Origin of the sequence: Adhaeribacter swui (genome assembly GCF_014217805.1) — a bacterium.
GTDB lineage: Bacteria > Bacteroidota > Bacteroidia > Cytophagales > Hymenobacteraceae > Adhaeribacter > Adhaeribacter swui.
This window is the reverse complement of sequence record NZ_CP055156.1, coordinates 2,947,850-2,964,629: the sequence shown is the minus strand read 5'-3', so window position 1 is coordinate 2,964,629 and position 16,780 is coordinate 2,947,850. Positions and strand designations below refer to the sequence as shown.

Annotated in this window: 14 protein-coding genes; 5 read left to right on the top strand and 9 right to left on the bottom strand. The window is 42.9% G+C overall.

Annotated features, from left to right (window positions below; translation table 11 throughout):
• Positions 1–198: 198 nt before the first annotated feature.
• Positions 199–1,020 carry a cyanophycinase gene (locus HUW51_RS12670; protein WP_185274383.1) on the top strand — a complete coding sequence of 274 codons (822 nt, stop codon included), beginning with the start codon at positions 199–201 and terminating at the stop codon, positions 1,018–1,020.
• Positions 1,021–1,233: 213 nt separating this feature from the next.
• Here HUW51_RS12670 and def read toward each other — a convergent pair whose 3' ends face one another.
• Positions 1,234–1,800, bottom strand: coding sequence for a peptide deformylase (gene def, locus HUW51_RS12665; protein ID WP_185274382.1), 567 nt, complete (start codon positions 1,798–1,800; stop codon positions 1,234–1,236).
• A gap of 268 nt (positions 1,801–2,068) precedes the next feature.
• On the bottom strand, positions 2,069–2,482 hold the full coding sequence (gene ruvX / locus HUW51_RS12660) for a Holliday junction resolvase RuvX (protein ID WP_185274381.1): 414 nt from the start codon (positions 2,480–2,482) through the stop codon (positions 2,069–2,071).
• A gap of 488 nt (positions 2,483–2,970) precedes the next feature.
• Between ruvX and HUW51_RS12655 the strand changes: the two genes are divergently transcribed.
• Complete coding sequence (locus tag HUW51_RS12655) at positions 2,971–4,638, top strand: S41 family peptidase (protein WP_185274380.1); 1,668 nt, start codon at positions 2,971–2,973, stop codon at positions 4,636–4,638.
• Positions 4,639–4,942: 304 nt separating this feature from the next.
• On the opposite strand, the gene HUW51_RS12650 is transcribed toward HUW51_RS12655, so the two are convergent.
• Entirely contained in the window at positions 4,943–6,118 is a 1,176-nt protein-coding gene (locus HUW51_RS12650) for a Gfo/Idh/MocA family protein (protein ID WP_185274379.1), read from the bottom strand.
• A gap of 383 nt (positions 6,119–6,501) precedes the next feature.
• On the opposite strand from HUW51_RS12650, the gene HUW51_RS12645 reads away from it, so the two are divergent.
• From HUW51_RS12645 to HUW51_RS12635, 3 genes are all read left to right on the top strand, one after another.
• Complete coding sequence (locus HUW51_RS12645) at positions 6,502–6,789, top strand: hypothetical protein (protein WP_185274378.1); 288 nt, start codon at positions 6,502–6,504, stop codon at positions 6,787–6,789.
• Between the two features lie 119 nt (positions 6,790–6,908).
• Entirely contained in the window at positions 6,909–7,775 is an 867-nt protein-coding gene (locus HUW51_RS12640; protein WP_185274377.1) for an AraC family transcriptional regulator, read from the top strand.
• Positions 7,776–7,856: 81 nt separating this feature from the next.
• On the top strand, positions 7,857–8,594 hold the full coding sequence (locus HUW51_RS12635; RefSeq protein ID WP_185274376.1) for an SDR family oxidoreductase: 738 nt from the start codon (positions 7,857–7,859) through the stop codon (positions 8,592–8,594).
• Between the two features lie 251 nt (positions 8,595–8,845).
• Here HUW51_RS12635 and HUW51_RS12630 read toward each other — a convergent pair whose 3' ends face one another.
• From HUW51_RS12630 to HUW51_RS12605, 6 genes are all read right to left on the bottom strand, one after another.
• Complete coding sequence (locus HUW51_RS12630; RefSeq protein ID WP_185274375.1) at positions 8,846–9,607, bottom strand: glucosamine-6-phosphate deaminase; 762 nt, start codon at positions 9,605–9,607, stop codon at positions 8,846–8,848.
• A gap of 88 nt (positions 9,608–9,695) precedes the next feature.
• The gene (locus HUW51_RS12625) at positions 9,696–10,970 is read right to left on the bottom strand and encodes a dienelactone hydrolase family protein (RefSeq protein ID WP_185274374.1); all 1,275 of its coding nucleotides are present in this window, start codon (positions 10,968–10,970) and stop codon (positions 9,696–9,698) included.
• Between the two features lie 388 nt (positions 10,971–11,358).
• Entirely contained in the window at positions 11,359–12,144 is a 786-nt protein-coding gene (agaR, locus tag HUW51_RS12620; protein ID WP_185274373.1) for a transcriptional repressor AgaR, read from the bottom strand.
• Between the two features lie 190 nt (positions 12,145–12,334).
• Complete coding sequence (locus HUW51_RS12615; protein ID WP_185274372.1) at positions 12,335–14,053, bottom strand: GMC oxidoreductase; 1,719 nt, start codon at positions 14,051–14,053, stop codon at positions 12,335–12,337.
• Between the two features lie 9 nt (positions 14,054–14,062).
• Positions 14,063–14,593, bottom strand: a complete 531-nt coding sequence (locus tag HUW51_RS12610; RefSeq protein ID WP_185274371.1) for a gluconate 2-dehydrogenase subunit 3 family protein — start codon at positions 14,591–14,593, stop codon at positions 14,063–14,065.
• A gap of 375 nt (positions 14,594–14,968) precedes the next feature.
• Positions 14,969–16,747, bottom strand: coding sequence for a RagB/SusD family nutrient uptake outer membrane protein (locus HUW51_RS12605; RefSeq protein WP_185274370.1), 1,779 nt, complete (start codon positions 16,745–16,747; stop codon positions 14,969–14,971).
• Between the last annotated feature and the right edge of the window lie 33 nt (positions 16,748–16,780).

Here is a 16,780-nt window from a genome sequence, read left to right as displayed (position 1 = left end):
TACCAGCAATCATCTACCTGAAATACTGGTTTATCTTTTAGTAACTATGCAAAATTACGCAGCAAGTAAGGGCTAAGCATTACACAATTTCAGCACATTTTTATAAAATTAGTGGCACTATACTTTTGCCAGGTTGAATTTAAAAAACCTACCGGCCCGGGAGGGAGTATGCACAATAATATGTTTTAAATACAACCCATGACAAAACCCAAAGGTACGCTTATTGCTCTCGGGGGCGGCGATGATGATGGCTTGCTTCAACTTATCCGGGCAGATTATTGCCACCCTGACTCGGTGGTGGAAGTAATAACTACAGCGGCTCCTTCGCCGCAGGAATCAGGCGATGCTTACCAGGAAGCCTTTGTAGAGTTGGGTTTAACAAATGCCCGGGTAATGCACATTGATGAACAAAATGAAGCCGATAAACCTGAGTATTTAGAGCGGATAAAGCAAGCCGATATTTTCTTTTTTACGGGCGGCGACCAACGCCGGATTAACCGCTTTTTGTTGGATACCCAGGTGCAGCAATTAATGCAGCAACGGTATCAGCAAGAGGAAATTGTAATTGCCGGCACCAGCGCTGGGGCTAGCGCCATATCTAACCGCATGATTTACGAAGGTTACGGCTCTAACTCTTTGGTTAAAGGTGAAACTAAAACCTGTTCCGGCCTATCGTTTGTGCAAAAAGTATACATCGATTCCCATTTTACGGAACGTGGCCGGTTTGGCCGTTTAGCCGTAGCCATTGCCAAATGGCCCGACTATATTGGTATTGGCTTGGGCGAAGAAACCGGGGTAATTATTAAAGAAGGCAGTTTAGTAGAAGTTTTTGGCCCCGGGGTAGTTACCATTATCGATGGCAGCCAGATTCAATATTGCAACATTGATGAAGTAGCCTACGGCTCGCCCATTGCCGTGGAACACTTAGTAATGCACTTGCTGGTAGAAGGCCACCGGTATTGTTTAAGCGATAAAAGATTACAGCCCATCTTAAAGTCGGTTAATAATGCGGGCAACTAGATGTTAGATGTTCAAATAATTTGGGAATTACAGATTAGTCCCTTTGTACAATAGTTTTTATAGCAACTAATTCCACCTGTTTTTTCCTAGAAATGGAAATTTTAAAAATCTGATTTTCTGGCGGGCTTTAAACAAAGAACTCCGGCAAGTTAAACCGGCCGGAGTTCTTTGTTTTAAGCTAGTGCCAACTTAAGGTTAGCTGAACTTTTTAAATTATCTTTTATTTCCGTAAAACCGCATTACGTAATCGGCATCTACGTCGCCTTTGCTAATTTTGGTAAGTTTGCTTTTAATTAAGCGTTTGCGGAACCCAGATAAATGATCAGTAAATAATACGCCTTCAATGTGATCGTACTCGTGCTGAATAATCCGGGCAACTAATCCGTCAAAAGTTTTTTCGTGCTGGTTCCAATCTTCATCAAAATACTGGATTAACACTTTTTCGGGGCGGAATACATCTTCCCGCACGCCAGGAATGCTCAGGCAGCCTTCTTCAAAAGCCCATTCGTCGCCGGTTTCTTCTATTATTTGCGGGTTAATAAAAGCTTGCTTTACGGCTAATTTTTTCTTTTCCTCGTCTTCTTCAAAAGGGGCTGAATCAATTACAAACAACCGCAGGCTTTTGCCAATTTGGGGGGCGGCTAAGCCTACGCCATGCGCGTGGTACATGGTTTCGTACATATCGGCAACCAGTTTTTTTAAATCCGGATAATCCTGCGGTATATCAGTAGCCTTGGTGCGCAAAACCGGATCGCCATAAGCGGTAATTGGGTATATCATAAAAATTAACTAAGTCTATTTACGGTAAAACCAGGTTGACTTTAAGGAAGCTGTAAGCATTTTTCCATCTTTCTTCTTGCTAAACCGCTTCCTTAATCAAACAAGAATATTGCGGCAAAATTAAGAAGAAATCTTTAAGTAGCCTTACAGCAAATAAAGCCTGCTCAAAAAAAACGACCAGAATAAAAAAATATTACCTGTTTAAACACGGTAAAATCAGTGAAAAGAGTTTAGAATTTCGTTCTACCGGCAATGGCCCCAGTAGCATTTAAGGATTAGCCTCTAAAAAAGATTGCAGAATAATAGCAGCGCTTACCTTATCTACGGTGGCTTTGTTTTGCCGGTCTTTCTTTTTCAAGCCCCCGGCCAGCATGGCCCGGGAGGCCATCCGGGAAGTAAACCGCTCGTCGATGGTATGCACGGGTATGGTGGGTATTTCTTTTTGCAATTTGCGTACAAAGCCAATAACGGCACTTGTTACATCGGTAGGCGTGTTATCTAGTTTTTTCGGCATTCCTACTACAAAAGCTTCTACTTCTTCGCGCTGCACGTATGCTTTCAGGTACGTGATAACTTCTTGGGCGTGCACCGTTTCTAGAGGGTTAGCGATTAATTTTAACGGATCGGTTGCCGCTAAACCAACCCGTTTATTGCCGTAATCAATTGCCACCACACGTGCCATAATTCTAAATTAAAAACGTACCGAAAATAATTTGCTTTAAGAAGAGCAAGTTTAAGATTTTAAAATGAGGATTTTTTGAAAACGCAACATTTTTACAGCGGTTAATCTTGTATGCATGTCTGGTTTTTATTACCGCTCACTTAAATAATTAAAGTTAACCCAAACTGCTCACAAGCAAATTTTTAAAATTTTAAAATATTTTGCAGCAAACGATCAACTAGGTAATAGTAAATTTCCGTAGAAACGGATACTAATAACCTAAACTATACGGATCAATCAGGTTATAAACAGTTTACTAAATTAATCTATTTATTTTTAAGGTTTTACCTTCGGCGCAGTACCTCTAAAAATGCAACTCTATTTTAAAGATCTTTGTATGCCGAAGGAGTAAATTACCACTAGCATTGTAATTAGAAATATTATATATTGGGTTACATTTACCCGCCATTAGTCTTCGCGGATTTTTGACGGCAATACATTTAGTAATTATGAGCGAAAAATTTAAAAATACCCCTTTTCAGGTAAAACTACCTTTGTTTTTGGGTTTAGCTATGGCCGTTGGCATTTTAATTGGCGCTAATGTTTTCCAGGCTTCCAGTAATAATCCGCAGAGCACCGCTAAAAGTTACTTAAAGTACCGCGATATTCTTTCTTACATTGATCGGGATTATGTAGATACGGTAAACATAGAAGAGTTATCCGACTTTGCCATTAATAAAATGCTGGAGAAATTAGACCCGCATACGGCTTATATTCCGGCCAAAGAAATGGATGTAGCCCGTTCTTACCTGGAAGGCGACTTTGATGGCATTGGGGTAGAATTTAATATTTTTAAAGATACGGTTTTTATTGTGGCTCCCCTGAGCGGCGGCCCTTCCGAAGCGGTGGGTTTGCAAGCCGGCGATAAAATAATTCAGGTTGATAAGAAAAATATTGCTGGAGTAGGCATTACCACGCAAGGCGTGTTTGAAAAACTACGCGGAAGCAAAGGCACCAAAGTAAACCTGACCATTATGCGCCGGAACGAGAAAAAACCTATGGATTTTGTGGTTACCCGCAATAAAATACCTACCGTTTCGGTAGAAACCGGCTATATGGTCGATAATCATACGGGTTATATTAAAGTGTCCCGCTTTGCCGCCAATACTTACGACGAATTTAAATCTACTTTAGTAAAGCTCAAGAAGAAAGGCATGGACCGCCTGATTCTGGATTTACGGGGCAACCCGGGCGGCTACATGGATCGCGCTACCCGCATGGCCGACGAGTTTATTTCGGGGAATAAAAAAATTGTGTATACCGATGGCAAAGGCACCAAGTACGACAACGAAACCTACGCCCACGTACGCGGCGAATTTGAAGAAGGACCGGTAATCGTATTAATAGACGAAGGCAGCGCCTCGGCTTCGGAGATTGTGTCGGGGGCGCTCCAGGACAATGACCGGGCTTTGATTGTGGGCCGCCGTTCGTTTGGTAAAGGTTTGGTGCAAATGCCTATTCCGTTAAACGATGGCTCGGAGCTGCGCTTAACTATTTCGCGGTATTATACCCCCAGCGGCCGCTCTATCCAAAAACCGTATACAGAAGGCTCCGAAGATTACGAAATGGATATCTTAAACCGTTTTCAGCACGGCGAATTTTTCCACCCGGATAGCATTAAATTTAATGATTCTTTAAAATATAAAACGGCGCACGGCCGGATAGTTTATGGTGGCGGCGGTATTATGCCGGATGTTTTTGTGGCCCGCGATACCATGGAACTTACCAATTACCTGAACGAGCTATACAGTAAAAACCTGGTGCGGGAGTTTGCCATTAATTACTACCAGGATCATAAAGCTGAACTACAGAAAATACCTTTCGAAAAATTTAAAGCTACTTTTGAGGTGACAGATAAAATGCTGGATGAAATTAACAAAGAAGCTAAAAGTTTAAAAATCACCTATAATGATAAGGAATTTAAACGTTCGAAGAACTTACTAAAGAACAACATTAAAGCCTACATTGCCCGCAGTGTATACGGACCCGAAGGCCTCTATCCTATCTTCCACGAAACCGACGCTGATTTTCAGCAGGCGCTTAAATTGTTCGATCAGGCCAATAAACTCAGCAAAGGATACGTGCAACTAGGCATTAACAAATTCCGGGTAGATTAATAACATTTGATTCCAACCTAATCCAAGTGCTACCCATACAAAGAGAAGGGCTTAACCTATTAACCAGGTTAAGCCCTTCTCTTTTTTTAATTTAGATTACAAGCCTGCGTTACCTTTACTGCATATTTTACTCGCAAGCAGCCCAGCTTGGAGATAGAACTGGTTTGTGAAGACACCAACCAGGGCGATTGGTTGCTAAACTTTTTTAAAATTTTCTATTTTACAGATTATTAAAATCTTCCAAAACGCAGATCATCGGCCGGGCTACTTTTATGTAATTTGAAAATTTTAAAAAATTAAAATTTTAGATGCTGATTGATTTTGCTTGCTGTTGGGCTTTAAGCGCTAATTCGGTGGCTAAAAAGCAGTGCTCCTGGGTCATGGCGGTTTCGGTGCGGTTTACAATATCGTTTACTAATTGTTCGCCGTAAGGCAAAGGCTCTTTGCTGCAGTCCACGTAACGCATTTCTTTTTGATCCGTCAGAAACAAGTGGTTACCACCTTCCCTACCACCAATATCAATGTTTTTCCGGATTTCAATGAAACCTTCGGTACCCAGAATAGTAAGCCGGCCATCGCCCCAGGTTTTTAGCCCATCGGGCGTAAACCAGTCTACGCGGATGTAGCCCATACCTTTGTTTCCGCGCAGCATGGCATCGCCAAAATCTTCGAACTTCGGGTACTGCGGATGATTAACGTTACCCACCTGAGCGGCCACCACATCGGCTTGCGTAGACCCTGTAAAATATAAATATTGATCAAACTGATGCGAGGCAATGTCGCAGATTATACCACCAAAACGCTGCCGGTCGAAAAACCAATCGGGGCGGGTTTTTGGGTTCATGCGGTGTGGTCCCAAACCAATGGTCTGAATAACTTTGCCAATTGCGCCCGCTTTTACCAATTCGCCGGCTTTTACGGTAGCCTTGTTCTCCAAACGTTCGCTGTACATAATCGAATAAATCCGCTTGGTTTCTTTTTGTACCCGGCGCACTTCCGCCAGTTGCTCCAATGAGGTTATACCTGGTTTATCTACCATAAAATCTTTGCCGTGGCGCATTACCCGAACACCCAGTGGCGCCCGCTCATCCGGAATAGAAGCGCTTACCACCAGTTGAATAGCTTTATCCTCTAGGATTTCTTTTTCGGAACGGGCCTTTTTTACCTGGGGGTACTTTTTAGTAAATGCGGCGGCTAAATCATCTTCTTTCGCGTAAAACGAAATTAACTGCCCCCCGCCTCTAATTACCGCCTCCACCTGCGAGTAAATGTGCCCGTGGTTAAGCCCGATTACCGCAAACTTAATTTTAGGAGGCAAAGATGGCCGCACTTCTCCTGAAGTTGTAGATTCTTCCGAAACAATAATTTTATTTGGAGCGGCCAGTAAATCTAACGGCAACGTAGTTAACCCGGCTATACCAGCGGCTCCGGCTAAAGTATCTTTTACAAACTTTCTGCGATTTAAAGAAGTATTTTTCATAAGTTTTTATTTACAACCTGAACTGGCAGTGGTTTTATTTCAGATTCAAAATATACCAATTTTCTCTGGTTTTCCGCTGCACCAACGGCAATATGAAATAAAGTAATGCAAATTTTGACGCTCTAATTCGTTTTTGGGCTAAACCTATCCACTACTTCGCTGTTTTTTTTACTCTGGTGGTTAATAAAATTTAAAAAATTTCAATCTGGTTTGGCTTTGTTTTTGTCAGAATACATAAAGCTTGGGTTACCTTTTCTAATTCGGGCGATAAATGTATATGGCGCATTAAAAACGCAGTAATTTTTTAATTTAAAAACAAGAGCTTCTACGCAACACGAAGCCGGAATTAAGTAGCATACAAAGTACAATAAATTGGTAAGACCATGGCAGGCATGATTCAGTACGTAATTTTTAACATGAAGGAAGAAGCGGATGCATTTTGTAAAACAGTGGATACGGCCTTGGGCTATCCGCGCTTAGTTCCTTTATCGCCCGAGAGCACCGACACCGACGAAAATTTTAAAACTTATTCTACCTTTGCCACGCCTATAAAAAAATACAATGCCGAGAAATATGCTTATCCGGTTACCGAAGCCATTCAGCATTTAATTCCGGCCCAAAAAGAAATAAAATTTGATTTAGAAAACTGGTACTGCGATGCCATAATTTAGTAACACATAAACTTACTTGCCTGTAGATCTTATTAATAAGCGCATATTTTAAAATTAAATAAGCCCCGGAAGCAAAAAACTTCTGGGGCTTTATATTTGTATAAAGTACTAAAAGATAAATGCAAGAACTCGCAGGAATTATTAACCGGATGAAGCATCACCCCCGGTTGGAGCTTACGGTGAACGAAAATTGCCAAGTTGCCGTACCACCGGATATTCTGGAAAAGTTGCTGCAGCCGCATAAGCTATCTTTTTACTATTTTGTATTTCTGGAAGAAGGCTCCGAAACGTATAAAATAGATTTACAGGATATTACCATTGCCGGCAGCCAGTTAATTTTTGGTTTACCCAATCAAATCTTCTGTAACCCGACCCAAGTGCATCATTACCCGAACTATAAAGTAGGGTTTGATGAAAGTACGCTGGCGCTCTTGCCAAATTCTTTTCCGTTTTTGTTAAACCCGCTCAATACCAACACCATCACCTTCGATCCGGAGGCTAAAGAACGGGTAAAGTCTGTTTTTTCTAATTTGTTCCAGTTGCTGCATACCAAAGGCAAGCCACCCAAAACAGAAATTGTTTTAGCCCACCTAAACACCCTTTTAACTGAGTTTAACAGCGCTTATTTTGAACAAAGCAACCAAGTAATAGTAGCCAATCCGAAGCTGAACAAATACATCGCCTTTAAACTAGCCGTAGAAACGCACCTGACGGAGCAGCACGATGTACACTCCATTGCTGAAAAATTAAACATGACTACCAGCAGCCTGTATGGGGTTGTTAAAGAATTTGCGGGTGTATCGCCCAAAGAATGGATGACAAACCGGCTCATGCTGGAAGCGCAGCGTAAACTGCAGTATTCCAATTTTTCGGTGAAAGAACTTGCCTACGAACTGGGCTTCAACGACCCCGATTATTTTTCACGGTTATTTAAAAAGTACACCGGCAAAAGCATCAGCACATACTTAGCCGAGCACCACGATTAATCCAGCTATTCTCATGATTTGTCCGCCTCGCCCGGTTTCTTGACCGCTACTTTTGCTGTTGTAATTTAAATAATTTGTTACATGAAAACAGCATTAATTACCGGCGCCAACAAAGGCATTGGCTTGGAAGTAGCCAAACAACTTACCCAAAAAGGTTTCTTTGTTTATGTAGGCAGCCGCAACCTGGAAAGCGGCCAAGCGGCCGTAGCAAAACTTAAAGCAGATGGCCTACATAACCTAGAAGCCGTGCAGTTAGATGTTACCGATCAGGCATCTGTAGATGCTGCGGCAAGAGTAATAAGCAAAAAAACAGAAGTTCTGGATGTATTAATTAATAATGCGGGCATTTCGGGCGGGTTTCCGCAATCGGCCTTGGATGCTACCATGGACCAGTTCAGGAACGTGTACGAAACCAATGTGTTCGGGATAGCGCGGGTAACCCAGGCGTTTATAGAATTTTTAAAAAAATCGCCGGTACCCCGCATTGTAAATGTAAGTACCGCCATGGCCTCGCTTACTTTAGCCGCCGACCCAGCCAGTAGCGGTTACAACTACAAACTGGCCGTATACCAATCCAGCAAAGCTGCCCTGAACATGTATACCATTAATCTGGCTTATGAACTGCGCGATACTTTGTTTAAAATAAATATGGTTTGCCCGGGATATACCAAAACCGACTTTACCAATTACCAAGGCACCAGTACTGTGCAGGAAGCCGGTGCCCGGATTACAAAATATGCCTTAACTGGTCCGGATGGACCAACCGGAAAATTTATAAGCGAAGAATACTTTCCGGAACCAACCAGTTGCCCTTGGTAAAAACAGCCACTTAGGGATTTGCCACCTATCCGGAGCCTTGCTGGGCAAGGCTAAACTTGAACCAATGGTACGATTCAATTTGACAGAAATGCGGTTCTGAAAGAATATCTAAAAGGCCTTTCTAAAGTAGAAAGGCCTTCTAAATTTTAAGTAGCGGGAACAAGACTCGAACCTGTGAGCTTTGGGTTATGAACCCAATAAATTTAAGCGGCTCAACCCTTATAAACTATTTAGAACAGCATATAAACCACTCAGTTTTTTAAATTTTCTTGCACATCCGCTGATAGCAAGGAAGCGGATGCTTCGTCTAAATAATAGCTGCAGTTAGAATGCAGTTGCAAAATACTGGCAGGGTACTGGTTGTCAACGGCTTCTTCTAAACAGTTGCGTACGGCGGTTGCTTTGCGGCTATCCGGTACCGAGCAGATAATATGCTTCGCTTTCATAATTTGCTTCACCGACATACTGATAGCTTTATTGGGCACATCTTCCAAAGTATCAAACCACCCCTCATTAAATTGCTGCCGACGACATTGCTCATCTAATTCCACAATAATGTAGGGCTGCTCCGTATCAAAATCAGCAGGGGGATCATTAAAGGCTAAATGGCCATTCTCTCCTATTCCAACCAAGGCCACATCAATCGGATGCAAATTAATGGCAATACCTAAACGTTCACATTCTGCTTCTGGATTATTTTCTCCGTTTACCAGGTAGGTTGCTTTTAAGGCCGGAACCTTGTCCAGGAAACGTTCTTTTAAATATCTCCGAAAACTGGCTTTGGCCGTAATGGGTAAGCCAATATATTCATCCAAATGGAACATGGTTACTTTAGTCCAATCAATATCCTTTTCAGCAATAAGCTGATTTAGAGTTTCGAACTGGCTCGTACCGGTGGCTAATATTACATTCGCGTAACCCTGATCAGCTATCGTTTGCCGAATTAAGTCAGCCGCTGCTCTGCCCGCAGATTTGCCCAACTCCATCGGATTTTTAAAAATTTTTATTTCCATTAAATTTTTGATTTACTTTTCTATTGTCTTGAAAGCAGACACATGATGGCTAAAATTTTAAAAATTCTCTCTGGCTGCTTATTTAAAATCAGGCTTTTAACCATTGGTCAAACCAATTAAAAGCTTCCTGCTGCATTTTGTCATCAAACTTATGGGGTCCCGGGTAATAAGAGCACTTAAAACGATCTTCCGCTCCGGCTTTTTTATATACCTCCGCTAACACTTTTTCGGCTTGGTTCATTTCGGGCAAAGTATACAATTGGTCATCACTATCATTTAAAACCAGGATTGGTAGTGGCGCCCTTAAACTTAATATATCCGGAAAATCTAACTCATTTGGGAGTAAAGGAACATACGTCATCCAGGTATGGGTATAGGATCTATTAAGGAGAAAATCTTTCCAGGTACTCATAAAGCCAACATCAACTGCACACTTGATTCTTGGATCAAGGCCAGCCAAAAAAACGGTTCTAAGGCCTCCACCCGAAAGTCCTCCACAGCCTACTTTATCTGCATCCACATCTGCCCGGGCACACAAAACGTCCAGCGCTTTTTGGTCTTCGGCATAAAATACTCCGGGCCAGGTGGTGCCGGCGCAAAATAAAGATTTAGCCATTATATGCTCGTGATCGGCGGCCCAAGTGTTATAACTTGCAATACCTTCCGAATTTTCCAGGCCGGGATCCGTTAAACCATTTCGCTGTCGGGTGGGCACATCCTGTAGCATTACCCGGCGGCTGGCAAACGCAAAGGCATCAGCAACCAAAACCACATACCCGCGTTTGGCTATTTCATTCGCCCAGGCAATACCGCTATAGTAGTGTTCCTGGTGGTATTTCATCAACGAATGTTGCTTATCCGAAGTCCGGGTGATTTTATGACAACCAAAATATTTGTTGGCGGCATGATCGTGTAAAGCCAGAATACCGGGCAGCTGGCCTTTCGCGTTCTGCGGCTTTAATAAAATCGCTTCTGTTGGGCGGCCATAAGGTAATTGCCAACTAAGTTCTTCTATATGTAAGCCGTCATAGTTGTACTGCTTCTTTATTGTTACTTTGGGTAAACCGCCTATGTCCGGAATAGCTAATCGTTCCACTACCCGGTCTTTCGCCGCTTTTCGCCATTTTTCCAGATCCGGCCATTTTTGGTTTCTAAAAGAAAAGGGAGGCAATTTGTTTGCGTTTAAAGAATTTGCCCAGGCACCGTATAACCCAATGATGCTTTGATCTTTTTCATCTATTTCCCTATCAGGGATATTCCCTTTATTTTTTTCGTTAGCAAAGCCGGGCAAGATACTAGCCCCCGCAACGCTTATACCTGCAAAACCGGTTATTTTCAGGAATTCCCTGCGATTTTTTTTCATAGCTATTAAGGTTTATTAAGGTGGTTGTACTTTCCTGATTGCACAATGCAGGAAGTATTTAAGTTTAATGATTTTATAAGCTCAGGTATTTTCCGGTCAAAAAAATAGGGCAATAGATCGCCAGCATCCTACACCCGGATGCATAACAGAGCATCTACTCTTTCTAAATAATAAAAATTTAAAAAAAACAGAAAAGCAGAACCAGAAGTAACACAATGTTATAAACAGGTATGTTTCAAATACCTATAAACTGCTATACCGGAATCAAAATCGACTCTGTTTTTGAACCGGAAACAGAATAGTTACATTTTACCTCGCCGGTTGCACCTGAACATATGTAGTAACTTAGCAGGTACAATAGCTTGTATTAAAAGAAAATCCGAGGCACTTATGCGATTAGCACTTCTATCCCCATGCCTATGAGTTTATTTTTCACTTCCAGCGGGATACCGCTATCCGTAATCAGGGCATGGATGCGGTTGATGGGGGCAATAAAGGCAAAGCCCCGCCGCCCGAATTTGCTGGAATCGGCCACCACAATCACTTTTTGTGACATTTCTATCATGATCTGGTTCAGGTGAGCTTCTTCCACGTTGGGCGTGGATAAACCATAACTGATATCAAATCCATCTACGCCCAGGAAGAGTTTATCGCAAAAATAGTTCTTGAACCCTTTTTCCGCCAGATTACCTACCAAAGAAAGAGAATTATTACGAAGCGTGCCGCCCGGTACGATTACGGTGATATTTCTTTGCTCCGCCAGGTAATTGGCCACATTAATGGCGTTAGTAATAACGGTTAATTCTTCAAATTTCCCTAGGTTCTTGGCAATTTCAAAAGTGGTGGATCCGGAATCCAGAATAATGGTATTGCGCTCTTCTATCAGCTCCGTGGCTTTCTTGCCAATCTCCTTTTTTTCAAGCAGGTGTTTTTTCTGTTTATCCGACAACGGAAAATCAAGACTAACGTGATCCTGCGAAATCTTCATGGCCCCACCCCTGGCGCGCAACAGCATATTTTTCTTTTCCAGTTGCTCCAGGTCATTCCGAATAGTTACGGTACTCACCCCGAGCGATGAACTAAGGTCATTGATATTGACCTCCCCGTTCTTTTCCAGCTGACTTAGTATTATCATCCGTCTGCTGACCGTGGACTTTGTTTCGTTACTCTTCATAGGGCTCAAAAATGACTATAAACTATTGGGAATAATGGTTTCAAACATACTAAATTAAATTCTTTTCTTAGAAACTGTTTTAAAATCATAAAAATCTTTTTAGAATGCTACCAACCTTAGAATGCTGAAACTCACGCTGTAGTTAATTTAAGTTTTTACTAATTCATGCTTCAATAAACCTAGCTTACATTTATAAATCGCCTCGTTTTAATTGATTTACGGCATGGTCTACTGCTCGCGCGGTAAGGGCCATATAAGTAAGGGACGGATTTTGCGTAGAGGTAGAGGTCATAGCCGCACCATCTGTTACGTACACATTTTTACACAAATGGAGCTGGTTCCATTTATTCAACAAAGAGGTTTTAGGGTCATTTCCCATTCTAACCCCACCCATTTCATGAATATCGTTACCCGGATTTGGCGAAGAACTTTGTATCTGGATATTAGTAAAACCGGCTCGCGTAAACATATTTGAGAATTGTTCGAAATAATCCTGCTTCATCTTCTCATCATTGTCGTCGTAAGCGACCGAGATCTTTAATAATGGAATTCCCCAGGCGTCAGTCGTGGTGCGGTCGAGGCTTACCCGATTGGTTTCTTTGGGGATAGTTTCCCCCATCATGTGCGACCCAATTTTCCAGGGCCCGAGTTTGGGATTTAACAATTGTTCCTTTAAATCCGGCCCTACACCTGATAAACTAGAAGATGAGCTGCGGTAGGCGGACACCCCTGCAGAATAGCCCCGTAGGAAGTCGGTTTCCTGCTTAAAAAGATTTCTGAAACGCGGCATGTAACCTCCCCCGGCGGGGTTGGTGCCCACCGGATTATATTCTTCAAATCCTTTTTCCAGGGTGGCGCTAATGCGCGCGCTGTAATTATGGAAAGCCACAAATTTACCCATCAGGCCATTATCATTACCAATCCCGTTGGGGAAGCGATGCGAGGTAGAATTAAGCAATACCAAATTAGAATTTAAAGCGCCGGCGTTTACAAAAATTACCTTGGCATAATATTCAATCATCTCTTTGGTATTGGCATCAATCACGCGCACGCCGGTTGCTTTGCCCTTGTCGTTGTTGTAAATAATAGAATGCACAACGGAAAAAGGCCGTAAGGTCATGTTACCGGTCTTGGCTGCCCAAGGAATGGTAGAGGAATTACTGCTGAAATACCCACCGAGCGGGCAACCCCGCGCGCAAAGATTACGGGTAAGGCATTGCCCCCTCCCCTGTTCGTGATGGATGGGGTTTGGCTTAGTTAAATGTGCCACCCGTTCGCTGATTACATGGCGGTGCTCATAGAGTTCCGTTAACTTATTTTTAAAATAATCTTCTACTACGTTCAAGGGAAAAGCCGGAAGAAATTCGCCGTCCGGCAATTGTTTTAATCCGTCGCGGTTACCGGCAATACCCACAAACCGCTCCACATGGCTGTACCAAGGGGCCATATCCTTTTCCCGGATGGGCCAGTCTACGGCAAAGCCATCCCTGGCCGGACCCTCATAATCGAAGTTACTCCAACGTTGGGTAGCCTTGGCCCACATCAGCGATTTACCGCCAACCTGATAGCCGCGGATCCAGTCGAATGGCTTTTCCTGTACATACGGATGCTCGCTGTCTCGCACAAAAAAATGTTTGGTATCTTCCCCATAGGCATAACAACTGCTGATAATCGGATCCTTTTTTTTCTCCTCCAGCGGTATTTCTCCCCGGTGCTCAAATTCGTAGGGCAATTTGTTTGCCGTTGGGTAATCTTTTATATGTTTAACGTCCCGACCTCGCTCCAGCACCAGGGTTTTTAATCCTTTTTCGGTAAACTCCTTAGCCGCCCAGCCCCCGCTCATACCAGAACCGATCACGATGGCGTCAAACGTCCGATTCTTCGCCGAATCGTATTTTAATTCTTCCATTCTCTCAATTTAATTTTCAATCCGGTGGTACCCGTCGTATTTAACAGCAGGAATAATGGTATAATGCTTGATGTTGTCCAACACATACCGGGAGGTCATATACCCCTGAATGGTGCGTTGCTTCATAATCTGGTAAAAGGCATAAACTTCCGGCGCGAATCCATCTTTATTTTCTACCTCCTGCAACAACTTTTGACGATCAGCCACCGAACATTTTAGCATTGATTTTCCAAAACGTTTTTGAGCAGCCTGCTCCAATTGATCCAGCCCCCCTACAAATTTATCCTGATCCGCTTTCTCGTAGCAATCGTCTACCATTTTCAGGACAAACAGATGGGCGCCTGTTTCGTCGGCACCTGGTGTATCGGTTTTTGGGATGAGAGTAGCAGCAATAATGGCTAGAAGTTTTTCCTGTTGCGCCGAAATATTGATGTTGTTAAGGGCCACAGATGCTCTTCCTTCCGATCCTGCGTAAGCAGGCAAGAAGGTTACCCCGCCCGTAAAAACGATTATATTCCGGATAGCCTCTCTTCTGTTCATGGTTGTTCTATTGATAAATAGGTAAGCCGGATTTAGAATCTGGCTTTTTAAATATTTCGCCCGCTGTATTAACCGACGACTGGTTACCTTTTCTGTATAATCCGTAATTGATGGAAAACGTTTCCTTTATTTTCGGTCTTTTTAGTTTCACAATCTCACACTTGGCAAAGGGCATAATCTTCCGCTATTCTGGATATCCCAGGTCCTTTTCCAGGTAGAAATATCCATTTTTCAATGCATAACTAGATTATGCTTCTGCTATAGGAAGTCCTGCACACTAAAAATTTAAAAAATAGCATATTTATAAATTTAAGTGTATTGCCAAACGGTATTCTTCTGAATACCATTTGGCAATTATTTAGCACTTAAAGAATATTAATTATAACCCGGATTCTGTTCCAGTTGAGGGGCTTTGTTTATTTCTATGCGTGGGATCGGAATCCATAGCATTCGGTCAACGGCTACCCGGGTCTGGGTAACAAATCGTTTCCAGGTAGTTGAAATAACGCCGTTATTTGTTACTTCATCAATCTTAATTCCATAAACATTGGTAAGTTCCGGAACCAAGATTTTCCACCTTCTCATGTCATACCAACGTTGGTTTTCAAAAGCCAGCTCAATCTGTCTTTCATAACGCAAGGCCTGGGTTATGTCTCCGGTAAAATCAGGCATACCCGCACGATTGCGAATCATGTTTATATAGGTAGCTGCTTCCGAAATTTCCCCTAATGCGATGCTGGCTTCTGCATAATTTAACAGAATCTCCGGGTATCGGAATTCGATATAAGCATTATTATTCCGGTTTAGCGGATCAGTTAAATTTGCAATCAGCAATTTCCGAAGGCTATAGCCCGTTACGGTGGCATTGTGCGCATTGTAAGTACTGTTTTCGGTATCATAGCCAAAAACCCGTTTGGTTTCCACCCCATTTTCAATGGTTACCCGGGTACGGATATCAACACTTCTTCCGTTCCAAAGAGCGCTATCGTAGAGTATGGTGGCGTAGAACCGGGGATCTCGGTTTTTGTAAATATTTTCATTTTTATACTTACCGGAAATGTTTCTATACACGTCGTTATCCACTGCGAAATGCTCATAGAAATTACTGCCGTCTTCCATCTGATAAGTATCAACCAACTTTTGCGATGGATTGGTGGAAGTGGCAAATCCGGTGCCGCTCGGCGCATTCTGTCCATTCATCGAATTTATATCGCCGTCAATAGTCGAATACATTTTGCCCCAGATCACTTCAGGGCTTGCCAAATCTCTTTTTTCAAAAAAGGCAGCCATCCTATTACTTACCTGCTCTTTGTCAGGGGCGCCAAAACTTTCCAGACCAACTTCAGGCAAATCCATTACTGCTTTAGCAGCCAATTGGGCCGCCTTCCAGAGCACCTGTCTATTTGGGTTGGTATAACCAACAAACTTGCTACCAGCAGTGCCATCGGCCGTTAAATCACTGGCGGCAAACAACAAAATCCGAGACTTTAAAGCCAGCGCCGCCGCTTTGGTTGCTTTACCCATCTCGGTTCTGCTTTTTTCCAGCAAGAGGGCAGCCGCATCATCGCAATCTTTTACAATAAAGTTTATCGTTTCCTCAAAAGAGGCCCGCGTTATCGACTGGAAATCCTGATTTATCTGGCTTTCTTTGGCCAGCAAGGGAACACCGCCGTAGATGCGAGCAAGCTCCGAATAGGCATACGCCCGTAAAAACAAGGCCTCGCCCCGCAAAACATCTACCTGAGCCTGTACCGAAGGCTTATTATCGGCGGAAGCAGCTTCCACCGCCCGTCCTACATTGTCGAGAAATTTGTTCAGCTTTTGGATATTTTTGTAATGGTCGTTCCAGCCCGGAAGGTAGCTTGATAATCCCCAAGGGGCGGCATTATCGGGCGAGATGTCACCTCTCACGTAAAAGTTCTCCCGGAATTTAATTTGTGACTCATCCGATACCCCGGTAACCATATACTGCCGGTAACCAATACCGGTACCCCGGTAGGTATCCAGCAAATAAGCCTTAGATAAGTTAATATCTTCCCAGAGAACCGCATCGGTATACCTATCTACCGGCGTTATATCGAGGATGTCGTGGCAGGAAGACATCCCAAACACGAGGGAGCCGACTACTGCTATAAATATTTTTGAATATTTCATAAGAGCGAATTCAAACTTTAACTGTAAAATGTA